This window comes from Maritalea sp. (assembly GCF_047634455.1).
Taxonomy (GTDB): domain Bacteria; phylum Pseudomonadota; class Alphaproteobacteria; order Rhizobiales; family Devosiaceae; genus Maritalea.
Map to the genome: position 1 here is coordinate 1 of NZ_JBLIAI010000008.1, position 22,218 is coordinate 22,218.

20 protein-coding genes are annotated in these 22,218 nt (G+C 50.7%); 10 read left to right on the forward strand and 10 right to left on the reverse strand.

Going from position 1 to position 22,218, the window contains the following annotated elements; genetic code table 11:
• The 7 genes from ACJAZW_RS04065 to ACJAZW_RS04095 form a co-directional block, all read left to right on the forward strand.
• Positions 1-867, forward strand: an 867-nt coding sequence (locus ACJAZW_RS04065) for a GNAT family N-acetyltransferase (RefSeq protein ID WP_415155596.1), incomplete at its 5' end; no start/stop codon positions are given.
• 2 nt (positions 868-869) lie between these two features.
• A complete protein-coding gene (locus tag ACJAZW_RS04070; RefSeq protein ID WP_415155597.1) occupies positions 870-2,237 on the forward strand; it encodes a polysaccharide biosynthesis C-terminal domain-containing protein in 1,368 nt (455 codons plus the stop codon).
• A gap of 438 nt (positions 2,238-2,675) precedes the next feature.
• Entirely contained in the window at positions 2,676-4,406 is a 1,731-nt protein-coding gene (locus ACJAZW_RS04075; RefSeq protein WP_415155598.1) for an ATP-binding protein, read from the forward strand.
• A 3-nt stretch (positions 4,407-4,409) separates the two neighbouring features.
• Entirely contained in the window at positions 4,410-5,753 is a 1,344-nt protein-coding gene (locus ACJAZW_RS04080) for a sigma-54-dependent transcriptional regulator (RefSeq protein ID WP_415155599.1), read from the forward strand.
• A gap of 214 nt (positions 5,754-5,967) precedes the next feature.
• Positions 5,968-6,966 carry a DctP family TRAP transporter solute-binding subunit gene (locus tag ACJAZW_RS04085; RefSeq protein WP_415155600.1) on the forward strand — a complete coding sequence of 333 codons (999 nt, stop codon included), beginning with the start codon at positions 5,968-5,970 and terminating at the stop codon, positions 6,964-6,966.
• 110 nt (positions 6,967-7,076) lie between these two features.
• Positions 7,077-7,766, forward strand: coding sequence for a TRAP transporter small permease (locus tag ACJAZW_RS04090; RefSeq protein WP_415155601.1), 690 nt, complete (start codon positions 7,077-7,079; stop codon positions 7,764-7,766).
• Complete coding sequence (locus tag ACJAZW_RS04095) at positions 7,766-9,385, forward strand: TRAP transporter large permease (RefSeq protein WP_415155602.1); 1,620 nt, start codon at positions 7,766-7,768, stop codon at positions 9,383-9,385. The genes ACJAZW_RS04090 and ACJAZW_RS04095 overlap by 1 nt, the downstream gene beginning before the upstream one ends.
• 391 nt (positions 9,386-9,776) lie before the next feature.
• Here ACJAZW_RS04095 and ACJAZW_RS04100 read toward each other — a convergent pair whose 3' ends face one another.
• The 7 genes from ACJAZW_RS04100 to ACJAZW_RS04130 form a co-directional block, all read right to left on the reverse strand.
• The gene (locus tag ACJAZW_RS04100; protein WP_415155603.1) at positions 9,777-11,231 is read right to left on the reverse strand and encodes a protein adenylyltransferase SelO; all 1,455 of its coding nucleotides are present in this window, start codon (positions 11,229-11,231) and stop codon (positions 9,777-9,779) included.
• A gap of 745 nt (positions 11,232-11,976) precedes the next feature.
• Positions 11,977-12,798, reverse strand: coding sequence for a dipeptide ABC transporter ATP-binding protein (locus ACJAZW_RS04105; RefSeq protein ID WP_415155604.1), 822 nt, complete (start codon positions 12,796-12,798; stop codon positions 11,977-11,979).
• Positions 12,795-13,646, reverse strand: a complete 852-nt coding sequence (locus tag ACJAZW_RS04110; protein WP_415155605.1) for an ABC transporter ATP-binding protein — start codon at positions 13,644-13,646, stop codon at positions 12,795-12,797. Before ACJAZW_RS04110 ends, ACJAZW_RS04105 begins: the two co-directional genes overlap by 4 nt.
• Before the next feature lie 4 nt (positions 13,647-13,650).
• A complete protein-coding gene (locus tag ACJAZW_RS04115; protein ID WP_415155648.1) occupies positions 13,651-14,505 on the reverse strand; it encodes an ABC transporter permease subunit in 855 nt (284 codons plus the stop codon).
• 82 nt (positions 14,506-14,587) lie between these two features.
• Positions 14,588-15,595 carry an ABC transporter permease subunit gene (locus ACJAZW_RS04120; RefSeq protein ID WP_415155606.1) on the reverse strand — a complete coding sequence of 336 codons (1,008 nt, stop codon included), beginning with the start codon at positions 15,593-15,595 and terminating at the stop codon, positions 14,588-14,590.
• Positions 15,596-15,667: 72 nt separating this feature from the next.
• Positions 15,668-17,266 (reverse strand): ABC transporter substrate-binding protein, encoded by a 1,599-nt coding sequence (locus ACJAZW_RS04125; protein WP_415155607.1) that lies wholly within the window; start codon positions 17,264-17,266, stop codon positions 15,668-15,670.
• Between the two features lie 135 nt (positions 17,267-17,401).
• Positions 17,402-18,271, reverse strand: a complete 870-nt coding sequence (locus ACJAZW_RS04130; RefSeq protein WP_415155608.1) for a glycosyltransferase family 2 protein — start codon at positions 18,269-18,271, stop codon at positions 17,402-17,404.
• A 210-nt stretch (positions 18,272-18,481) separates the two neighbouring features.
• On the opposite strand from ACJAZW_RS04130, the gene ACJAZW_RS04135 reads away from it, so the two are divergent.
• Positions 18,482-18,904 carry an Hsp20 family protein gene (locus tag ACJAZW_RS04135; protein ID WP_415155609.1) on the forward strand — a complete coding sequence of 141 codons (423 nt, stop codon included), beginning with the start codon at positions 18,482-18,484 and terminating at the stop codon, positions 18,902-18,904.
• Positions 18,905-18,996: 92 nt separating this feature from the next.
• A complete protein-coding gene (locus tag ACJAZW_RS04140; RefSeq protein ID WP_415155610.1) occupies positions 18,997-19,254 on the forward strand; it encodes a DUF1150 family protein in 258 nt (85 codons plus the stop codon).
• A 20-nt stretch (positions 19,255-19,274) separates the two neighbouring features.
• On the opposite strand, the gene ACJAZW_RS04145 is transcribed toward ACJAZW_RS04140, so the two are convergent.
• The 3 genes from ACJAZW_RS04145 to hpf form a co-directional block, all read right to left on the reverse strand.
• The gene (locus ACJAZW_RS04145) at positions 19,275-19,658 is read right to left on the reverse strand and encodes a YbhB/YbcL family Raf kinase inhibitor-like protein (RefSeq protein ID WP_415155611.1); all 384 of its coding nucleotides are present in this window, start codon (positions 19,656-19,658) and stop codon (positions 19,275-19,277) included.
• 76 nt (positions 19,659-19,734) lie between these two features.
• Entirely contained in the window at positions 19,735-20,202 is a 468-nt protein-coding gene (gene ptsN, locus ACJAZW_RS04150; RefSeq protein ID WP_415155612.1) for a PTS IIA-like nitrogen regulatory protein PtsN, read from the reverse strand.
• Positions 20,203-20,241: 39 nt separating this feature from the next.
• Positions 20,242-20,808: a ribosome hibernation-promoting factor, HPF/YfiA family gene (gene hpf, locus ACJAZW_RS04155; RefSeq protein WP_415155613.1), complete on the reverse strand. Its 567-nt coding sequence runs from the start codon at positions 20,806-20,808 to the stop codon at positions 20,242-20,244.
• Positions 20,809-21,287: 479 nt separating this feature from the next.
• Between hpf and ACJAZW_RS04160 the strand changes: the two genes are divergently transcribed.
• Positions 21,288-22,202: a glutaminase gene (locus tag ACJAZW_RS04160; protein WP_415155649.1), complete on the forward strand. Its 915-nt coding sequence runs from the start codon at positions 21,288-21,290 to the stop codon at positions 22,200-22,202.
• Positions 22,203-22,218: the final 16 nt, after the last annotated feature.

Below are 22,218 nucleotides of genomic sequence, written 5' to 3' on the forward strand. Positions count from 1 at the left end.
CCCATGCTAGTCGACCAGCAAACCCTAAGCCAATTCGTCGATTATGCGCTAGCCAACGTGGAAGTTGATCTTGTCAGTTTGCCAAAGATCCCCGCACAAAGTGCCCTGCATCTGGCGCTAGATAACAAAGGCACGCTTGCACCTGTCGACGAAATAGCCTCAATCTTTGACCTCAGCCAATTCGAAGATTTTGCCCAATACCAAGCCAGTATCTCAAAATCCACGCGCCGCAATCGCAACAAGCGTAAGAATAAATTGGCGCGCATGGGCGACCTTTCCTATCAAACATTTTTTGCCGATGCGCCACAATTCGCTGACCTGGTGGCAAAGGCTTTGCAGATGAAACGGGATTGGCTCGTCAGAACCGGACGCAACGACGCGAAGCTGACAATCGCTGGATTGAGCGACTGCATTGGCGCACTTTGTGGCGATACAAATTCCAAATCCGGCGCGGTCGCCGGGGCGCTGATGTTGGACGAGCATCCGGTTGCGGTCGAAATCGGTTTCTTGCAACGCGGTCACTATTATTCATATATCGGTGCCTTTGATTGGGATATGCGCGAACATTCGGTTGGCAAAATCCAAATTGAAGAAGCCCTGAAATGGGCGATTGAGAACGGCGCTGACAAATATGATTTATTGGCAGAACCGGCAGGCTACAAAGACGCCTGGTCGAACAATCAAATGGCACTGCAAACCCGTGTTTTCCCGCGTTCCATGCGGGGCTACTTTATCGGCGTGCTTTGGCAATTACACTTGCGCCCATTTGTCAAAACGATCTTTAATAAACTGCCTAGTGATTGGCGCTTTAACATATTGAAATTGGCGCGCTCCTTGCGCGGGCAAAGCAACAATAAGGCGTCGTGAATTTGATCGCTCACTATCGTCAAAAACTGGAAGCCCTATTTGCACGTATTGGGCAGTTGCAAGCCGTCATTCAAGCCATGTCCACACTCTTGACGCGGGTCTTTGCCGCAGGGCTTGCCTATATTTTTCAGATCTATTTGGCCAAGAGCCTAGGGATCGAAAATTACGGCATATTTGTCACCTTTTGGACGTGGCAGGTCATCTTAACCCACACATCAGTTATGGGTTTTTCAGAAAGTGCTGTGCGGTTTTTACCCAAATATGCAACCCGTGCGCGCGCTGACTTTGTTTATGGTTTCATGAGTAATGGGCTGAAGTTCATCCTGATAACGTCCATTTCAACCGCCGCTTTGTGTGGCGCGGCGCTCTATTTCTTTGGTAATCTTTTGGCCGACAATATGATGGGTTCCGCCATCGTTTTGGCTGTCGGGTTGCCGATTTTGGCGCTTGAACTCTACATTGAAGGGGTGTCGCGGGGGCTAGGTTGGTACCGCATGGCTGTTGTCCCCGGGTTTATCTTGCGCCCCGTCATTGTCATGGCCACGCTTTTTGTGATTAGCCTTTATAATATTCCCCTGACGGCTGAGTTGGCGCTCGCGGTCACAATTGGCGTCACGCTTTTCCTCATCTGCTTGCAGGCCGTCTATATCAAAATTCACGTCAAACGCATCAAGCCCGCCACAAGCCAGAGCCACCGCAAACGGTTGCGGCGATATTGGATTTACGCCGCTGTGCCATTGGTTGTTGTCACCGGGGTGGAGGAGTTGCTCTACTGGTCCGACATTGTGATTTTGGGTTTTATGATGCCGTCCGAAAGTGTCTCTGTATATTTTGCCGCCTTGCGCTGCATGGCCATCGCCGGGTTTATCCATTACGCGTTTATGGTGGTGTTTGCCCGTGAGTTCTCGTTGGCCAACGCTGAAGGCGACAACACAGAATTGCAAAACCGTGTCCACATGGCCTCCACGTGGACCTTTTGGCTCACCATTCCAGCGGTCTTGGTCACCCTTGCAGCCGGTCCGTTTCTGCTCTCCTTGTTTGGGGAAGAATTTGTGTCCGGCCAAGTCATCATGTTGGTGATTGGTATCGGGTTGGTCGGAAAGTCAATTGTGGGTCAAGCCTCAAATCTGTTGATCGTTGTTGGTCGTGAACGTCTCAACGTGATGATCGCTGGATACGCCTTAGTTATGAACATCGCCATTTCGGTTACATTGGTGCCGGTTTTTGGCATTGTTGGCGCCGCCATTGGTACCGCCTTGTCCCAGATTGTTCGCTCAGCGCTGCTTTACTATTATTGCCGAACCAAAATTGGCGTTTCCGTGATCGCACATTTTGATCCGCGCAAAGTGCTGACTGCAAAAGCCAGTTAAGCAGAATAGCTGTTTGGCTCACCCAGCGATTGCTGTCGAGTTGATGTAAATCGGTCGGTGTACGAGGCGCATATTGGCGAAGGAAAACCTTTGCGTCCTATGTTTAAAATCACACTGCCCCGATTGCCCGGCAGCAACCGAAAGGAAATGTCGATTTATCCCCATGGGGCATTCCCGGCCTTGAGCCGGGATCAATTGAGTTCAGACCCTAGTGAACAGGTACTGCAAAATCTCAATTTCATCATCTTTTGGTCGTTTTCATCAGTGTCCTCAGTCTCTTGCTTTTTCTTGCGTGTGCCGGCAGCGTTCCGTGTGACCATGATAAATTTGCGCGGCTCACCAACCTCGACAAGTTTACGGCGCGGGAGCAAAGGAATGCCCCCCCAGGTATCATTTGCGTGATTGACTTCACCTTGGTGCGCATAAGATAGTCGCCACATGAGCGTAGTTGAACCGATTTTGAAAAATTTCCGCCTGCAGATTTTGACGCTTGTTTTGGTCGTGAGCGTGGGGACGCTGGTCATTCTCTATTTTGGCGTACCCTGGACACAGGACCGCGAGCGCCAGCGGCTCAATGCCGAAATTGACGAAGTGTTGGCGCTTCAAAAGGAAACCATCACAGGCATTTTTGACAAATTTCGCCTGCTCACGGGCGTGGTGGCGCGCCAACCAAGCGTGGCCGATGTGTTCCAAACGCTTGATAAAAGGTCAGCGCAAACAATTGCAAATCGTCTGGTGGTTCAATATGCGGGGCTGTCCGGCGCTGCGAATGTGCAATTTGCTCGCCCTGATGGATCGGTGTTGGCCCAATCCAACAATGAGGGTTTTGCGCCCCGGATTATCGATGAAAACCTTATCCGCGCTGGCGGTCAGGGTCGACTTGGTCGAGCAACATTGCTCACAAGCACCGGCGCTAGTGCCTACGGGTTTTCAAATGGCGTCAGCTGGAATGGCAAAATCATCGGTATCGTTGTGGTCTATGTGGATTTACAGCAATTGGGCGACGCTTGGGGTTTATTGAGTGAGCCGATTTTTGTGACCAACCAGATTGGGCAAAAAATTGTGGCCAACCAATTGGCCGAAGGCTTGCCCGCTGAAATTTTGCAATCATATCAGTCTATTCCGCAGCTGGTGTCGATTGGAGCCGGTGCCAGTGAAACTAAATATTTGGCCCGTGGCGAGTATTTGCCGCTGTTGGATTGGCATCTCAATGTGCTGGAGGATTACTGGCCCGTCACCGTCGCCAAAGAACAAATGATTCTGATCATCATGCTTTCCGCCATCATTGTCGGCGGTATGTTTTTTGTATTGCTGCAACGTCGGCATTTGGCCGTAATGCGGCTGGAAGCCGAACAGGCCACGGCGCGTGAATTGGAGCAGCGGGTGCGGGTGCGCACAAAGGAATTGCGTAAAGAATATGATGAGCGGATCGCTGCCGAAGCGGCGTTGCGCCAAGCGCAAACGGAATTGATGCAATCGGCCAAATTGGCATCTATTGGTCAAATGTCGGCGGCGTTATCGCATGAATATAATCAACCAATCGCCGCGATCCGCGCCTATGCGGACAATGCGCGCACCTTTTTGGATCAAGACAAAGAAGACGCGGCGCGAGACAATTTGATCCGTATATCGTCGATGACGGATCGTATGGCGAAATTATCCAAGACGCTAAAATCCTTTGCGCGCAAGCCGGGTACAAGTCAGCGTGATGTCTTGGTTGCATCGCTTATCAAAGAATCGATAACCCTGATCGACCCGCACGCCCGGGGCAAAAAGGTTAATGTTCATGTCGGTTATGTCGACCAGAATCTTACTGTTCGCGGCGGCAGTCTTCGGCTTTCACAAGTATTGGTCAATCTGTTGAGCAATGCCATTGATGCAGCGGCGCACAGTAAAGATCGACAAGTCAAACTTACGGTGAGCGATGATGCGGACAATGTGGTATTTGCCGTTGAAGATTCTGGTTCCGGGATCAGCGAAAAGGATCGTGAAACGATATTTGACCCGTTCGTTACCCAAAAAGACGTGGGGGAAGGGCTCGGACTTGGGCTTTCCATTGCCTACAATATTGTGCACGATTTTGGTGGCGAGATTGAACTGGGGGCGAGCAAACTTGGTGGTGCCGCTTTCTATGTGAAACTGCAACATGGCAAAAAGGAAATGAGTTAAGTGATGTTGTCCGACCCAAAAGTGCTTTTGATTGATGACGACAATGATCTGCGCCATGCGCTGGTGCAGGCGCTGGAGATTGACGGCATGGACGTCAAAGCATTCCCTAGCGCCGCCTCTGCTATGCCCTTGGTTTCCTTTCAGTTTCACGGCGCGATCATTTCCGACGTGCGCATGCCGGGCATGACAGGGCAAGAATTCTTGAAACGGGTTATGGATATTGACCCAGCGATCCCGGTGATCTTCATCACCGGCCATGGCGATGTCTCAGTGGCCGTCAGTGCCATGCGCAGCGGGGCTTATGATTTCATCGAAAAACCATTTCCGCCCAACCAACTCTCCGCTGTTGTTTCTCGGGCCATCGAAAAACGTCGGTTGGTGATGGAAAACCGCATCTTGCGCGAAGAAATTGATGCCGATGGTTTGCTCGACGAAACGCTGATCGGTAAATCGACGCAAATGGTGCGGGTGCGGTCACAAGTCACCATGTTGGCCGATGCTGATATCGATATCATGATCAACGGCGAAACCGGAGCGGGAAAAGACGTGGTCGCGCGGGCGCTGCACGACCATAGTGCGCGCAAAACGAAGCCGTTTGTCGCTGTCAATTGTGGGGCATTGCCAAGAGAAATCATTGAAAGCGAATTGTTTGGTCACGAGGTTGGCGCTTTTACCGGAGCGACCCAAAAGCGCATCGGCAAGATCGAATTTGCCAATGGCGGCACGTTGTTTCTTGACGAAATTGAATCTATGCCGCTCGACGTGCAGGTTAAATTGTTGCGGGTGGTGGAAACAAGGTCGCTGGAGCGGTTGGGGTCCAACAAAACCATTCCGCTCGACATTCGAATTGTGGGGGCCAGCAAAGTAGATTTGGCACAGGCAAGCATCAATGGTGAATTTCGCCAGGATCTGTATTTTCGGCTGAATGTTGCTTCAATAGATTTGCCGCCTTTGCGCGAACGAGGCGATGACATATTGATGCTATTCTATCGGTTGGCCCGTCAGGCCCGGGCGCGATTCCGCAAAGAAATCCCCGAGGTCACACCGCAAATCGTGGCGCAACTGCATGCCTATGATTGGCCGGGCAATGTGCGCGAATTGCGCAATTCAGCGGACCGTTTCATTCTGGGGATGGGGCTTGGTTTGCTCAACTCAAATGGTGTCGCTGTCGATCAGTCAGATCGCTCGCTGCCTGAAAAAATGGCGTCCTATGAAAAGGCGCTGATTGAAAATGAGATCGCCAAGCATGATGGTTCGCTCAAATCGACCTACGAGGCATTTGGTATTTCGCGCAAGGCGCTTTACGAAAAAATGAAGAAATATGGCATTATGGCCCCAAACCCGTGAGTCCGTATTTGTGTGTTGAATTCGACACATGTAACCGATTTTGATGTGTCGAATTCAACACGCATCACATTCTGCCTGAACCGAAAGCAAATCTAACTATTTGAAATATAACGATTTTGTTTGAGCGTTAAACTTGGCACGACGATTGCTCTTGTAGGTATGAGGGGTGACGTTCTTGTCACCTGATCTCAAACATCCTTTGGGGAGGAACCAAATGTTCAAAAAACTACTCGTTGGCGCGACGCTAACAGCAGCTCTCATGGCGACACCAGCGATGGCGGGCGAATGCGACAGTGGCGAAATCGTTATTAAGTTTAGCCACGTAACAGCAGAAACTGGTCATCCAAAAGGCGAAGCAGCAGCAGCGATTGCCAAGCGCATCAATGAAGAGATGAACGGCACAGCCTGTATGGAAGTGTTTGCCAACTCAACATTGTTTGACGACAACAAAGTGATGGAAGCATTGCTGTTGGGCGACGTTCAAATTGCAGCGCCTTCATTGTCAAAATTTGAGAGCTTCACTAAAAAATATGGCGTGTTTGATTTGCCATTCTTGTTCTCAGACATGGATGCGGTGAACAAATTCACACAAGGTCCAGTGGGCAAAGATTTGCTGAATGCCATTAACGACAAAGGCTATGTCGGCCTTGGTTACATCTATAATGGTCTCAAGCACTTCTCAGCCAAGAAACCTTTGATTTCACCATCTGACGCAGCGGGCTTGAAATTCCGCGTTCAAACATCAGACGTGGCTGTTGCCATGATCGAAGCCATGGGCGGCTCTGCTCAGAAATTGGCTTTCGCTGAAGTTTATGGCGCATTGCAAACAGGCGTTGTGGACGGGCAAGAAAACACCTGGTCAAACATCTATTCAAAGAAATTCTTTGAAGTACAAGATGGTGTAACCGTGACCAACCACCAATTGTTGACATATCTTGCGATCACATCAACCGAATGGCTTGATGGGCTTGATCCAGCGGTACGTGAACAGTTCCTGACCATCTTCAACGAAGAAGTTGTGGCCGCAAACGCCAAAGCAACAGCTTTGAACGAACAAGCACGCGAAAACATCGTGGCTGCAGGTGGTATTGTGCGTGAGTTAACACCAGAGCAACGTCAAGTCTGGGTTGACACCATGAAGCCAGTTTGGGCTCAATTTGCTGACGATATTGGCCAAGATGTGATTGACGCCGCTGTCGCTGCGGGCATGTAAGCGCAGCTAAGTTATACACAACTGCAGAGCGCGAAGTTCGCGCTCTGCCTCTAAGTCTGGCACGATGCCCAGTATGAAGCATCGACAATTCTTTTATATTGGGGGAGAAAATGGCTGCGACCTGGCTATATGCGGGCACCGGACTGCTCATTCTTGCGCTATTTTTAGCTGAACGGCGTTGGGAAAGTGCGGTAACGCGACTAGAAGAAAACATTCTTGCAACGCTCCTGGCGCTCATCACCATCATTTCATTTGTGCAAGTGGTCATGCGTTATGGCTTCAACACCAGCTTTGGCGGTGCGCTAGAGCTCACGCGGATCATCTTTGCATGGCTCATCCTGTTTGGCATGTCTTACGGGGTGAAAATGGGCTCGCATCTGGGGGTTGATGCATTCATCCGCATGTTGCCCGCAAAGGGATTACGTTACGCAGCGATTTTTGGCGCAGTTGCGACCCTGCTCTATGCGGTGATGCTAATCTCGGTCGATTGGATGAAAATCTTCGGCGTCACGTCAAAAGGTGGTGCGGTGTTTTATTGGTCCAAAATGTATCAGCTGCAGCTGGGACTTGAAGACCTTAAATATCCCACTTGGATCTCAGAACCGTTCGGGCTTGAAGAGCGCGTGAAGCGCTGGATGGCCTATTTGATTTTGCCGGTGGGTTTGGGGCTTTTGGCCTTCCGCTCTTTGCAGGCCGTGATCCAAATTATCAAGGGTGAACGCGAACTGATTATCGCGGGTCATGAAGCTGAAGATTTGGTGGCTGAAAACAAAGATGTCTTGAAAGGGGAGGGCGAATAATGGCTGCGACAATCCTATTTGTGCTCGTTATCGGGCTGTTGTTCCTCGGGGTGCCAGTGGCGGTATCACTTGGCCTATCCTCCATCATTGTCATCGCGTTCCTGTCGACGGATTCTATGTCTTCGGTTGCGCTGCAATTGTTCAACTCGGCCCAGCACTATACGTTGTTGGCGATCCCGTTTTTCATTTTGGCAGCATCCTTCATGTCAACTGGGGGCGTCGCAAAACGCATTATCCGCTTCGCTATCGCAGCGGTTGGTCACTTCCGTGGCGGTCTGGCCATGGCGTCGGTCTTGGCTTGTATGATGTTCGCCGCTTTATCCGGTTCTTCGCCAGCAACCGTTGTTGCCATCGGCACAATTGCTATCGCTGGTATGATGCAAGTTGGTTATTCAAAAGAATTCGCCGCAGGCATTATCGCCAATGCGGGTACGCTCGGCATCCTGATCCCGCCATCCATCGTGATGGTGGTTTATGCGGCGGCAACGGACGTGTCGGTTGGTCGAATGTTCTTAGCGGGCGTGATTCCCGGACTTGTGGCTGGGGCCATGTTGATGTTGGCGATTTACGTTGTCGCACGTATCAAAAAACTCCCAGCTGAACCTTGGCGTGGCTGGGGCGAAATATTGCAAGGTGGCAAACAAGCGGGTTGGGGTCTGTTCCTTATTGTCATCATCATTGGTGGTATTTATGGCGGGGTATTTACCCCAACAGAAGCGGCCGCAGTCGCAGCTGTCTATGCGTTTTTTATCGCCATCTTTGTTTATCGCGATATGGGGCCACTCAAAAATATACCTTGGGTGCCTGAAAATGCACCAACCAAAACCCGCATTGGCTTCTCCGCCACCGTTTATGGCATCTCGTTGTTCGGGCTTTGGATGACGCTGTCATTCTTTGCCTTTGGGGACAGCGAAGCGGTTAGCTTTACAGTCCGGTTTTGGACGGGCTTAAGTGCAGGTGTTGCAGCAATGATTGCCTACACCATCTGGCGTGATCCGCAGGGCAGCCTTGCCCGTGTGCCGAGCCATCTGGTTGCCGGCCTACCGATCTGGGGCAGTAACCTTGGCCTCATCTTTGGTAAATTTCCAACCGCCATGTTCCACAACGACACGCGAAAAGTGCTGGTGGATGCGGCCAAAACAACTTTGATGTTGATGTTTATCATCGTCAACGCGTTGCTGTTCGCCCACGTGCTGACCACTGAACGTATTCCCCAGGCGATCACCGAGCTCATGCTTGGCGCTGGCTTTAACTGGTTCACGTTCTTGATTGCGGTCAATATTTTGTTGTTGATCGGTGGTCAATTCATGGAACCATCCGGGTTGCTGCTTATCGTGGCTCCAGTGGTGTTTCCAATCGCGATTGAATTGGGAATTGACCCGATTCATCTGGGCATCATTATGGTGGTGAACATGGAAATCGGGATGATCACCCCGCCCATTGGGCTCAATCTGTTCGTGACCTCCGGGATAACGGGCATGAGTTTGATGCAAGTGGTCAAAGCGGCAATGCCGTTCGTGGCCGTGTTGATGGTGTTCCTGATAATCGTTACTTACTGGCCTGCACTTTCAACAACATTACCTTACGCGCTAATGGGACCAGAGATCGTCACGCGCTAACAGCACTTCCTCCCACTTAAGGGCGGCCTTCGGGTCGCCCTTTTTTTCTTCCTGTTTTGCCGGGGCAAGTCCGAGCATGACGAAGGAAAAAAGTGCAGGTGTTTGGCACAAATTGGCGGGGGTGCCGGGGTCGGGAGCGAAGCGACCAACGGCGGCGTGTAAAATGCACGGGGGTGCCGGGGTCGGGAGCGAAGCGACCAACAGCGGCGTGTAAAATGCACGGGGGTGCCGGGGTCGGGAGCGAAGCGACCAACGGCGGTATGAAAAGTGAGACCCCGGATCAAGTCCGGGGAAGCCAAAAATTAGGTGGCGACGTAAACCATTACGGCATTCCCGGCCCCCGAGCCGGGATCAAACTTGGGCGAATGTAATTCGCGATGGCGGCGCGTAACTAAGTCCCGCAAAAGGTTTGGTGTACGCGCTCATCAGGTTCAGGCGGCAAGGTATAAGCGTGGTGCACGGGCTTATCTTCAAAAGGTGTCGCCAAAACCTGCATCAATTCTTCGAACAATGTGAAATCGCCTTCGATTGCCGCTTGGATCATCGCCTCTACCCGGTGATTACGGGGGATGAAGGCTGGGTTCACTGACCGCATTACTTGCTGATCAATCCGTTTACCGCTGTCTGTGTGACGTATCCAGTTGTTGATCCATTCGGTCAATGGCAATTGCGCCGCATCAATGTCTGGCGAGGGAAGTGACATATTGGACAGCGCACGGAATGTGTTGGTAAAATCAGCACGAGCTGTCTTCATTGTATCCAGCAACTCAATCGCCAATTGATAATCGCCCTCTTGCTCTTCAGTGATACCAATTTTTTTCAGCAGACCACTGCGAAATGCATCGTCAAATTGGCTAGAAAAACCATTGACAGCGTCTTGTGCGAGCGCCAAGGCTTGGTCTTCATCCTCATGCAAAATTGGCAACATGGATTGGGCCAATACGCTTAAGTTCCATTGGCCAATGCGGGGTTGGTTTTGATAGGCATAGCGTCCAAAACTATCAATCGAACTAAACACCGTCGCCGGGTCATACTCATCCATAAAAGCACAAGGGCCATAATCGATGGTTTCACCAGCAATCGACACATTATCCGTGTTCATGACCCCATGGATAAAGCCAACCAGCTGCCAATGGGCGATCAACTTGGCTTGTCGCATTACGATCCGCTTCAGCAATTCAATATAGGGGTGCTCAACTTCTTTTAAGTCTGGCTCGTGCCGCGAGATCGAGAAATCAGCGAGCGTTTTTAGGCCTTCTTTGTCGTCATGGGCCACGAAATATTGGAATGTACCCACGCGAACAAAGCTTTTTGCAACCCGAGTGATAATCGCGCCGGGCAGCGCTGTTTCACGCCGCACTTTCTCGCCTGTAGCAACGGCAGCCAAAGCGCGCGTTGTGGGGATACCCATCGCGTACATGGCCTCAGAAATCACATACTCGCGCAAGACAGGCCCAAGCGCGGTGCGGCCATCGCCGTTTCGCGAATATTGCGTGGGGCCAGAGCCTTTGAGTTGCACATCAAAATATTGACCGCTTTTGTCCAAAGCATCGCCTAACAGGAGCGCGCGGCCATCGCCTAATTGTGGGTTCCAGTGACCAAATTGGTGTCCGGAATAAGCCATAGCCAGTGGCATTGTGCCCGACGCGGTCTGATTGCCCGCGAATATAGCAAGACCCGCTTCACCAGCCAATTCTGGAACGTTGAGCTGTAATTGCTTGGCTAGTTCGGGATTGAACGCAATCCACTTGGGATCAGCAACCGGGATTGCGGATTGCGCGCCGTAAAATCGTTCCGGCAATTGCGCATACTGCGCCCCGAAAATCGGTTTTGATTTATCTAGCAATGTGGCCTACCTGTCTCTTGCACCGTTAGATAGCATTTGTGAGCAATCGCGCAAAATCAATTGCGGGTGAGTGTGAGTTAGTGCCGGTATCCCCCCACCCTTAATCCCTCCCCACAAGGGGGAGGGAAATGCCACCGCGAGTAAAGGCTTATGCGCAGTAAATGCCATATAGGTCGTCGTCGCTCCTTCTACGCGGGAATGATGAAAGTAGATGAGGCCGAAGGGCGCTAGAAAAGCCCTCATGGTGAGCCCGTCGAACCACGGGAGCGGAATTCATAGTCCTTCGACAAGCTCAGGATGAGGGAAGAAGGTGGCGCAGAAGTCACGGACCAATCACCACCGTTAACTCGGGTTGGGTCCGGCGAAACAGGTCGCAATTGGACGGTAACGTGACCCCGGATCAAGTCCGGGGATGCCAATGAATTGCTGAACCTTAAGCAGCACTGGCATGACGAAAGAATGAAGTGCAGGTGTTTGGCACCAATTGGCGGGGGTGCCGGGGTCGGGAGCAAAGCGACCAACGGCGGCAAATGGGATGAGGCGGGGGTGCCGGGCCAGCCGAGCGGCGAGAGCGCAAAACGAATACGAGCAAAGCGACCAACGGCGGCAAATGGGATGAGCCGGGGGTGCCGGGCCAGCCCGAGCGGCGAGAGCGCAAAACGAATACGAGCGCAGCGACCAACGGCGGGGTGAAAAAAGGCGGAGCCAAGCCCCGCCTTCTTCAAACTCTAAATCGACCTAAAGGTCAGGCAACACCCAAACGTTTTTTGATCGATTCAACCGTTGCCCGAGGCGTCGCGGCCAGCAAAGTTTTGGTGTAGTCATGTTGCGGGTTAGTGAAAATTTCTTCCCGCGTATTTTGCTCAACAATCTCACCAAAATACATCACCATCACCCGGTCAGCGATATATTTGACCACCGATAAATCGTGCGAGATGAAGATGTAGGAGAGGTTGAATTCGTCCTGCAAGTCGGCAAGCAAGTTCAATATTTGCGCTTGTACCGAAAGGTCCAAAGCAGACACCGGCTCATCCAAAACAAGGATTTTGGGCCGTAATATCAACGCGCGTGCGATGGCGATCCGCTGTCGCTGCCCGCCAGAAAACATGTGCGGATAGCGCCCGTAATGTACCGGCTCCAGCCCCACTTTTGCCAGCATTTCCATTGCCAATTTGCGGCGTTCGTCAGATCGCATGTTGGTGTTAATCACCAATGGTTCTTCCAAAATTTCACCGACCTTTTGCCGTGGATTGAGCGAGCCATAGGGGTTTTGGAAGACAATCTGCACCCGTTGGCGCATCTCAGATGTTGGTTTTTGCACATTGATATTGATGTCGGTGCCTTCGATCTCAAGCTCGCCAGCCGTTTGGGCATCAATGAGCGTGAGGATGCGCGCAAGCGTGGATTTGCCACAGCCGCTTTCCCCCACGACCGCAAGTGTTTCACCTTCAATCACGTCAAAGCTGATACCCTTAAGCGCTTGCACCACATCAGTTTTTTTGAACATGCTGCCTTTGGTGACATAGTCGCGATAAATGTTGCTCGCCTTCAAAATGACGTTGCTCATGATGTCGCTCCCTCAGCGTCGAAGCTATCAGAAAAGTCCGAGACAGTTGGCAAGCGATCCCCCTCCGCACGTTCAGGCAGGGCAGAAAGCAATGCCTTGGTGTACAGGCTTTGCGGGTTTTCAAACAATTCAAGAACCCCAGCTTCTTCCATCTGGCGGCCCTGATATTGCACCACAACCCGTTGCGCGGTTTCAGCCACCACACCCATATCGTGGGTGATCATGATCAAAGCCATATTGTTTTGACGTTGAATATCCAACAGCAAATCAAGAATTTGCTTTTGAATGGTCACATCAAGTGCTGTTGTTGGCTCGTCCGCGATCAACAGTTTTGGGTTACACGAAATCGCCATCGCAATCATTACCCGTTGGCATTGGCCACCGGACAATTGGTGGGGAAAGCTGCGTAAGCGCTTTTCTGGGTCGGGAATGCCCACCAATTCAAACAGCTCAATTGCGCGGGCTTGGCGTGCGCGGCCATTTAGCGAAGTGTGTGCCCTCAACATTTCATCAATTTGGAAACCAACGGTGAAACACGGATTAAGGCTGGCGATCGGCTCTTGGAAGATCATCGAAATGTCTTTGCCAATAATTTGACGCCGCTCGCGCTCACCAAGGTCTTGAATGTCTTTGCCTTCAAACGTCATCTTGTCAGCGGTGATGGTTGCGGTGTTGGGCAATAGGCCCATAACCGCAAGCATGGCCACCGATTTGCCTGACCCACTTTCGCCAACGATGGCGAGAATGTCGTTCTGATTGACAATGAAATTGACACCGTCAACCGCCTTAAACGGACCGGCTGCTGTATCAAAAGTCACGGTGAGGTTTAGGATTTCCAATACGTTCATGGCCCTAACTCCGCTTCAATTTGGGATCAAGCGCATCACGCAAACCATCGCCCACCAAATTGATGGCCAAAACGGTGACAAGAATGGCAATCCCTGGGAAGGTCACGACCCACCATGCCCGCAACACAAATTCTCGTGCTTCAGCAAGCATTGTGCCCCATTCAGGGGTTGGGGGCTGTGCGCCCATGCCCAAGAACCCGAGGGCTGCTGCGTCCAAAATCGCGGTTGAGAACGACAATGTTGCTTGAACGATCAGCGGTGCCAAACAGTTCGGTAATATGGTCTTGAACATTAACCGCATATGCCCAGCACCTGCTACTTGCGCTGAGGTTACATATTCGCGGCTGGCTTCGCTCATCACCGCGGCGCGTGTAAGCCGCGCAAAGTGTGGCTGCAACACGATCGCAATCGCAATCATGGCGTTCACCAAACCTGGGCCCAACACCGCCACCAGCACCAACGCCATTAGCAAAGATGGGAAGGCGAGAATGATGTCCATTACCCGCATAATAATGCCATCAACCCAGCCGCGGAAATACCCCGCCACAAGGCCAATGATAATGCCGCCAGTCAAAGAGATCGACACAACGATCACGCCGATAAATAGCGAGAAGCGCGACCCATGGATGAGGCGCGACAACATGTCCCGCCCAACAGCGTCAGTGCCAAGAATGAATTTCCAACTGCCACCGGTTTCCCAAACAGGGGGCATCAAAAACGCATCGCGATATTGCTGACCCGCATCGTGCGGGGCAATCCAAGGCGCGAACGCGGCAACGAAAATCATGATGCCGACAATGACGAGGCCAATTACGGCCCCTTTGTTGGCGCTAAAATAGTGCCAGAATTCTTGCAGCATTTGCAGCTGCGCATTGCGCGCTTCTGCTTTGACCACAGACTGGTCAACTTTTGTTGTTTGTGTATCAGTCATCTGAATATCCTCACTGATGCCTGATGCGCGGGTTGATAAAGCCATAAAGCACATCAACGGTCAGGTTCACCACCATCACGATCAATGCAATCAGCACTAAGCCACCCTGCACAGACGGGTAGTCCCGTCTAAAGATACTGTCCACCATCCACTTGCCGATACCCGGCCACGAGAAAATGGTTTCCGTTAAAATCGCCCCGGCAAGCAAAACACCCACCTGCAACCCAATCGTGGTGATCACCGGAATGAGCGCATTGCGCAAAGCATGCACGCCGATCACCTGCACTTGGCCAAGCCCCTTAGCGCGTGCGGTGCGTACATAATCTTCACCCAAAACTTCCAGCATGGCCGAACGGGTTTGCCGCGCGATCACTGCGAGCGGGATTGTCCCCAACACAATGGTTGGCAAGATCAAATGCATGAACGCGGATTTAAACGCGCCCTGCTGACCCGACAAGATACTGTCGATCAACATGAAGCCCGTGACTTGCGGGAAAAAATAGATCAGCGAGATACGTCCCGATACTGGCGTCCATCCCAATGTGCCCGAAAAGAAGATGATGAGCAAAAGCCCCCACCAAAAAATCGGCATGGAATAACCGGCAAGCGCTGTGCCCATGGCCAGTTGATCAAACCAAGACCCGCGTTTGACCGCTGAGATAATGCCAGCTGGAATGCCCAGCAGAATCGCGAAAATGATGGCACAAAGTGCGAGTTCCATGGTCGCGGGAAAAAGGGTCAAAAACTCGTCCAGGACTGGGCGCTTGGTGGAAATTGATGTACCAAAATCGCCTTGAAACAGGTTAACGAGATAGGTGAAATACTGTTCCCAAATTGGTTTATCAAAACCAAACTGGACCAAGAGCTCTTGATAGCGCTCTGGCTTTACCCCGCGCTCTCCCGCGAGCGCTAGGATGGGATCGCCGGGCAAAACACGCACGAAGCCAAAAGCTACGATCGTGATGCCGAAAAATGTGGGCACAATGAGTGCCAGTCTATTGATGATGAATTTGAACATTCTTTTTTTCTAAGAAAACAGGCGCTGCAAAATACAGCGCCTGCTTCAGTCCCCTTAAGTTCGATCCAAGACCTACTGGTCCAGATCAACACCGTCAAACCAATGACCGCCCAATGGGTCCATTACATAGCCTTTGACTTTTGTAGACATTGGCATGAACACAGTTGAGTGCGCAATAGTTGCCCAAGGTGCTTCACGCTTGAACACAACCTGTGCTTCTTCATAAAGCTTGGTGCGTTCTGCGGCGTCTGAAACAATTTTTGCTTTAAGTGTCAAAGCATCAAATTCTTCATTACACCACTGAGCACGGTTTGAACCACCAACACCATCACAGCCCAAAAGAACCGCTAGGAAGTTGTCAGGATCACCATTGTCCCCGGTCCAACCAAGAAGAACTGCACCTTTACGATCCAACTCTTTCGAACGTGCAAGGTACTCACCCCACTCGTAAGAAACGATTGTCACGTCAACGCCAACTTCAGCAAAGTCAGCCTGGATCAATTCAGCCATACGACGGGCATTTGGGTTGTATGGACGTTGAACAGGCATTGCCCAAACTTCCATTTCAAGACCAGTTACGCCTTCAGCTTCAAGCATCGCTTTTGAAGCAGCTGGATCGTATGCATCGTCAACGATCGCATCGTTGTAAGACCACATGGTTGGTGGAATTGGGTTTTTCGCAGCAGAACCAGCGCCTTGGAATACAGCGTCAAGAATCGCTTGTTTGTTGATTGCCATGTTTAGCGCTTTACGCACTTTAGCATTATCAAACGGAGCAACTTGCGTGTTGTATGCAAGGTAGCCAACGTTCAAGCCTTGTTGTTCCAACATAACCAAGTTTGAATCAGCTTTGAGGTTTTCAATATCAGCTGGGTTAGGATATGGAGCAACGTCACATTCGCCCGCTTTCAACTTTTGGCCGCGCACAGCAGCGTCAGTTGTAATTGCGAACACCAAATCATCGATTGGCTGCTTGCCACCCCAATAATCGCCGTGTGCCGCATAACGGATCACAGCATCTTTTTGGTAAGCAACAAAGCTAAATGGACCTGTGCCAATTGGCTCTTGGTTGAGCATTTCTTGTGTGCCAGATGCTGTCAATTGGTCTGCATATTCTGCAGATACGATTGAAGCAAAGTCCATTGCAAGGTTAGCAACCATTGGTGCTTCAGGGCGTGTCAGCACAAACTTCACAGTGTAATCGTCAACTTTAACGATATCGCTGATCAGGTCTGGCATGGACATGCCGTTGAAATATTCCCAAGAGATGCCTGGTACATATTCGTACCATGCGTGGTCAGCATTGCGCTGACGATCAAATGAGAACAACACGTCGTCGGCATTGAAATCACGTGATGGTGTAAAGTAACTTGTTGTGTGGAACTTTACGCCTTTACGAAGGTTGAATGTATATTCCAAACCATCTTCAGACACTTCCCAGCTTTCAGCCAAACCAGGAATTACCTGAGATGTGCCGCGCTTGAATTCAACCAAACGGTTGTAAAGTGGCTTAGATGAGGCATCAAACGTTGTACCAGATGTATATGGTGCAACGTCAAAACCTTCTGGTGAACCTTCAGAACAATAAACAAGTGTTTTGGCGTAGGCTGAGCCCATAACCGCTGCACTCATGAGAGCCGTTGCTGCCAACAGCCTTCCTAATTTCTTCATGATAATGTTTCCCTCCAATTATCATTTGCGGCACTCGGACGCCGCAAGCAGACGTAACAAAGCTTCTTTTGGTGATTGGTGCAACCACAAATCAAAATAATTTTGATGTAATTGTCTGACAAGACTCACATATTATCAATATTGCGCCGAATCTTGATCGCCCAGTAAAACTTTCAGCCTTGATTCGAGGTGGTCTTCGAATATTAGCGATGGATTCATCTGGCATTGCGCGTCGAACAATTTTTCTGCGGCCAATGAGTGTTCAAGGAAGGATATTAGTCCCTGTATCGCGGTTTCCCCACCAAAAAGCGGATAATGACTGGATTGCAGGCGCTCCAAAAGCAGCCTTTTGATTCGCACATATCTTTGGCTAGCTTCAGGCCCAATGCTGATCGATTGCCGCTGTTTGTAATATCGGTGCAGGGGTTGAGCGAGGTGAAAACTACCCTCCACATAGCAAAAGGCATCCAGCATCAACCCAAGATCTACGAGGCAGGGCAGATCAATGTCATATTGAACGGGAACGCGTTCTCGATCATGCGCCACCATACTGTCCATCGATATATTGGTAAACTTGTAATCCGCTGCCGCTAAGAGCCGATTATTGCCCCCGCAGCCCACATAGCGCAAGTGCTGACCAACATCATCCATTACATCAAGCCCCGTGGTCACCAATGGATATTGTTCAAGAGCCGTTGCCACGCGCCCAAGCTTGGTTGGCGCAAATTGATCGTCGGCGTCAAGTACAGCGATGTAGCGGCCCGTAGCCTTGTTGAGCCCAACATTACGCGCGTTAGACGATCCGGTACCCACTGCGCCTGTATCGGTAAAAACCAATCGTGGATCATTAATACCGCTGTCGGCTAACAATTTAGGATAGTCAACCTGATCATCAATCGAAATCACCAGCTCGAAATTATTGTGCACCTGATCCAGTGCGCTTTGTACACTGTGCGCGATGGTGTGCTCTGCTTTATATGCGGGCATGACAACGGAAATAAACATTGGCGATCCTTGATTGATTACGCCCCAAACTAGGGGGGAAACAAATTTGCGGCAATATCGAGATAATGAGTGTTTTTGGCTTTTGACTTGAACTTTGACACAAGCCGAACCATATCGATAATACGGTGCCGCATCGCGGGCCACAAAAGTTGCTTTAAAAAAGGACGGTTGAGCGTTTGGCAGGTTGCAATCGCTCTTACGAAAAACGCTATGTCACGTATGTCATTCTTCTCCTCACCATTTTTGCTCGGCTTTGACGAGTTTGAACAGCGCCTTGACCGGTTGGCAAAGGCAGCGGACGGTTATCCACCTTACAATATTGAACGCGTCGCGGCAGAAGATGGATCTGAAACTTTTCAGATATCAATCGCTGTTGCAGGTTTTGCCGAAGACGAGTTGGAAATCACGCTTGAAGACAATCAGCTATTAATCCGCGGGCGACAGGCCGATGATCCAGCGCGCGAGTTTTTGCATCGCGGCATTGCTGCACGGCAATTCCAACGCAGCTTTTTGCTGGCCGAAGCCATGTTGGTTGAGGGCGCAGACCTGCGCGATGGTTTGCTCAATGTCATGATCCGGCGGCCCAATATCGAAAAAGTGACCAAACGGATCAAAATCAAGTCAGCCAATTAGGCACTGCACCAAAGTGTTCGCCGTGCTTTTTTAGGACGAAGAACTCTTGGATGAGCAAACGCGACAAGATTGTGCGCACAAGGAGTAACAAAATGGCCCACCACACACATCCAGCCCCACTGAGCAAAGAAGATTTCTTGGCGTTGGGCGAAAACAAAATCGTTTATCGCCGTCACCTCACCGGCAAACAACTCAAAACGATGTTCCCAGAAGCCAAGGACGCCCCCGAACAGGCCGAGTTCGAGGCTTTGTTTGCAGCGGATGGCACACCAGTTCTTATCACCGATGACAGCGCGGCCATTCATCAATGGCTTGACGAAACCGGACACAATATGACCGTGCGGCACTAGCCGCAAATGCGATCAACCGGCTATTCAGGGAAATTGAGCGTGGCTGTTGCCTGCTCAAGTTTAGCACCGTAAAAATCAAGTGCGGTCATGGTCCACTGATATTCATGTTTCCCGTTCGGTGGGCAAGGACCTTTATACATGAATGCCCCAGCGCCAATCGCGCTTTCTCCGTCATAACTGATGGTACCGCCGCCATGGCTAAATCCGGGCGCGTCCAAATCTTGTACGCTGAAATTGAGTTTAATTGTGCCCTCAGGCACGTCGCTAACATCAAATTGTGGGCTGCCAATGGTGTCCGGCCAACCCGTATTGCAGGCGGGTGTCTCACCCCATGAAAAGGTGAATTCCATTGCGCTCGCCATGGTTGGTGTAAAAAGTAGCGCACCAATAAGAAACCGAAACATATCGCCCTCCCAATCTCAATAATAAGACCTTGAAGGTGCGCCAACGTTAACAATGTGTCAAATTCTGATGTGTGAACTAGGCCGCGTTCGACTGCCCTTTGGCACTGGTCAATAGGTCGTAAAGCTCGTCTGCATCACGAATAGTGCGGGCTTGTTTGGCCACATTGTTGGAGCGCACAAGGCGGGCAATGCGGGACAGAGCTTTGAGATGGTCAGCACCAGCGCCTTTAGGGGCCAGCAATACAAAAGCCAGATCAACCGGCTTCTCGTCAACAGCTTCAAAATCAATTGGGTGATCGAGCCGGATAAAGACGCACGTAACCCCTTTTAGGCCTTCAATTTTACCGTGGGGGATGGCAATACCATCGCCAAGCCCCGTTGTGCCTAATTGTTCGCGTTCGGTCAATGTTTTGAAAATCTCATGGGCATCGCCACCAACAAGTTCAGCTGCTTTGTCTGCTGCAAGTTGCAACAATTGCCGCTTACATGTGGCCTTGGCACAAGGCACAATGGCTTCCTTCGTAAGGATGTCAGCGAGTTCCATTCAAAATCTCTCTTAAGTGATCAACCGGAGTGGCGCGTTTTAAGCGTCTTGTTGGGCTGGGTCAACCCAGCCAATGTTTCCGTCAGCCCGGCGATAAACCACATTAACGCGTCCATGTCCAGCATGGCGGAAAACAAGAACATCTTGCTGCGACAGGTCAAGTTCCATTACCGCTTCGCCCACGCTCATCGAATGCAGGTCAGAAGTTGATTCTGCAATGACTGCTGGTGAGAAGTCTTCCTCAACTTCTTCTTCTAATTCTGGCGATGCCAAAATATATGATTGGGCGGTTGGCGAGCTACCTGCAACACGGCGATGATTTTTCAACTTGCGTTTGTAGCGGCGAAGCCGTTTTTCAATGTGCCCCGCGGCTGTTTCGAATGCAGAAATTGCATCACCGGCGATGGCGCTGGCTTGTAAGACGATGCCTGTGTCCAAATGAACGAGGCAGTCTGCACTAAAGCGTTTGCCCTCATGTTCCAATGTGAGATGTCCATCATATCCACCGTCAAAATATTTGGTGACCGCAGATTCCAGATGGTCCAATGCCTTTGTGCGCAATGCATCACCGACATCCATGTTCTTGCCTGAAACACGTAAGTTCATTTTGTACCCCATTTCGTTAAAATTATTGAAGGGCTGAAAAGCCGAGAACAATTGTCCTCACAAGTGAAAGTGTAGCGCCGGAAATGGCGATAAAGCAATCGCTCAATTCTGCGATTATCTTGCCTAAAACCCTTCCACTTCCTTAAAAAAACCGCTACCATATCTAGCTATGCACTCATGAATCACCCCGCTTTTCGCGGCGCAGTTAATTCTATGCGAAATTCTCAAATTTTGGTCGTTGATCTGGGTCACTTGCCTTTAATAACCTGAAAAATCTGATTGTTGGGAAGTCTTGGCTTTTAGCTTTTGGCCGTGAACCAGATTATTGACATTAGCCCAGCACGCAAGGTTTTGTCTGTTGTCGTTGCGTTCAACTAATGACGGGTTTTCAATATACGTAAAAGTTGCTTGAGTTTCACCTTGGTGATTTAGTGAGTTGTGACCCTAAGGTTCTGATTGTGGAAATTGATCGTTATAAAATTGAGCTAGCGGCAGCAAGAACGATTGAACGCGCGGCCGAGCTCCAAGAACGCGGCAATGTGGCGTCCTATATTCCCGAACTGGCAAAGGTTGACCCACAAAAAGCTGGGATTGCCATCACGCTTGCAAATGGCGCGACCATCAGCGCCGGCGATTGCGACGAACAAAGCACCATTCAGTCAGTGTCAAAGGTGTTCACGCTAGCGTTGGCCTTGGGCACTGTTGGGGATAGATTGTGGAATCGCGTTGGGCGTGAACCATCGGGTTCGGCATTTGATTCCATTTTGCAGCTGGAACATGAAAACGGCATCCCCCGCAATCCATTTGTAAATGCTGGCGCGCTTGTGGTCACGGATTCAATTCTGTCAAACTATCAGCCCAAAGAGGCGTTGGCTGAAATATTGAGTTTTGTGCGTGCATTGGCGGATGATGAAACGATCCATATAGATAAAGCTGTTGCCCAATCGGAAACAGAAACCGGACACCGCAACCGCGCGCTGGCCCATTATCTGGCGTCTTACGGAAACTTTAATAATCAAGTTGATCACACTTTGGGTGTTTATTTTCACCAGTGCGCTTTGTCTATGTCATGCGTGCAGCTTTCGCGTGCCGGGCGGTTTTTGGCTTTCGGTGGGGCGATTGGAGCTGGGGAGGCAAGAATTGTTTCCCACCGACGCGCAAAGCGCATCGCAGCGATCATGATTACATGCGGACATTATGACGGTTCGGGGGATTTTGCTTATCGTGTTGGTGTGCCAGCGAAAAGTGGCGTGAGCGGCATGATTTTGGCCGTGGTGCCCAATGTTGCCTCCATCGCGGTGTGGTCACCTGGGCTTAACAAAAACGGCAACTCATTGATTGGCACCCAAATGCTTGAGCAGGTCATTCGCGAGTTAGATTGGTCTATTTTCTAACTCGGACGAAACCTTG

Bases quoted from the DNA above. Each gene is read 5' to 3' on its own strand.
- ACJAZW_RS04120 (WP_415155606.1), bottom strand. From the start codon at position 15,595: ATGTTCAAATTCATCATCAATAGACTGGCACTCATTGTGCCCACATTT.
- ACJAZW_RS04135 (WP_415155609.1), top strand. From the start codon at position 18,482: ATGTCACGTATGTCATTCTTCTCCTCACCATTTTTGCTCGGCTTTGAC.
- hpf (WP_415155613.1), bottom strand. From the start codon at position 20,808: ATGAACTTACGTGTTTCAGGCAAGAACATGGATGTCGGTGATGCATTG.
- ptsN (WP_415155612.1), bottom strand. From the start codon at position 20,202: ATGGAACTCGCTGACATCCTTACGAAGGAAGCCATTGTGCCTTGTGCC.
- ACJAZW_RS04095 (WP_415155602.1), top strand. From the start codon at position 7,766: ATGGCTGCGACAATCCTATTTGTGCTCGTTATCGGGCTGTTGTTCCTC.
- ACJAZW_RS04110 (WP_415155605.1), bottom strand. From the start codon at position 13,646: ATGAACGTATTGGAAATCCTAAACCTCACCGTGACTTTTGATACAGCA.
- ACJAZW_RS04075 (WP_415155598.1), top strand. From the start codon at position 2,676: ATGAGCGTAGTTGAACCGATTTTGAAAAATTTCCGCCTGCAGATTTTG.
- ACJAZW_RS04125 (WP_415155607.1), bottom strand. From the start codon at position 17,266: ATGAAGAAATTAGGAAGGCTGTTGGCAGCAACGGCTCTCATGAGTGCA.
- ACJAZW_RS04085 (WP_415155600.1), top strand. From the start codon at position 5,968: ATGTTCAAAAAACTACTCGTTGGCGCGACGCTAACAGCAGCTCTCATG.
- ACJAZW_RS04080 (WP_415155599.1), top strand. From the start codon at position 4,410: ATGTTGTCCGACCCAAAAGTGCTTTTGATTGATGACGACAATGATCTG.
- ACJAZW_RS04130 (WP_415155608.1), bottom strand. From the start codon at position 18,271: ATGTTTATTTCCGTTGTCATGCCCGCATATAAAGCAGAGCACACCATC.
- ACJAZW_RS04115 (WP_415155648.1), bottom strand. From the start codon at position 14,505: ATGCTGCAAGAATTCTGGCACTATTTTAGCGCCAACAAAGGGGCCGTA.
- ACJAZW_RS04145 (WP_415155611.1), bottom strand. From the start codon at position 19,658: ATGTTTCGGTTTCTTATTGGTGCGCTACTTTTTACACCAACCATGGCG.
- ACJAZW_RS04105 (WP_415155604.1), bottom strand. From the start codon at position 12,798: ATGAGCAACGTCATTTTGAAGGCGAGCAACATTTATCGCGACTATGTC.
- ACJAZW_RS04090 (WP_415155601.1), top strand. From the start codon at position 7,077: ATGGCTGCGACCTGGCTATATGCGGGCACCGGACTGCTCATTCTTGCG.
- ACJAZW_RS04140 (WP_415155610.1), top strand. From the start codon at position 18,997: ATGGCCCACCACACACATCCAGCCCCACTGAGCAAAGAAGATTTCTTG.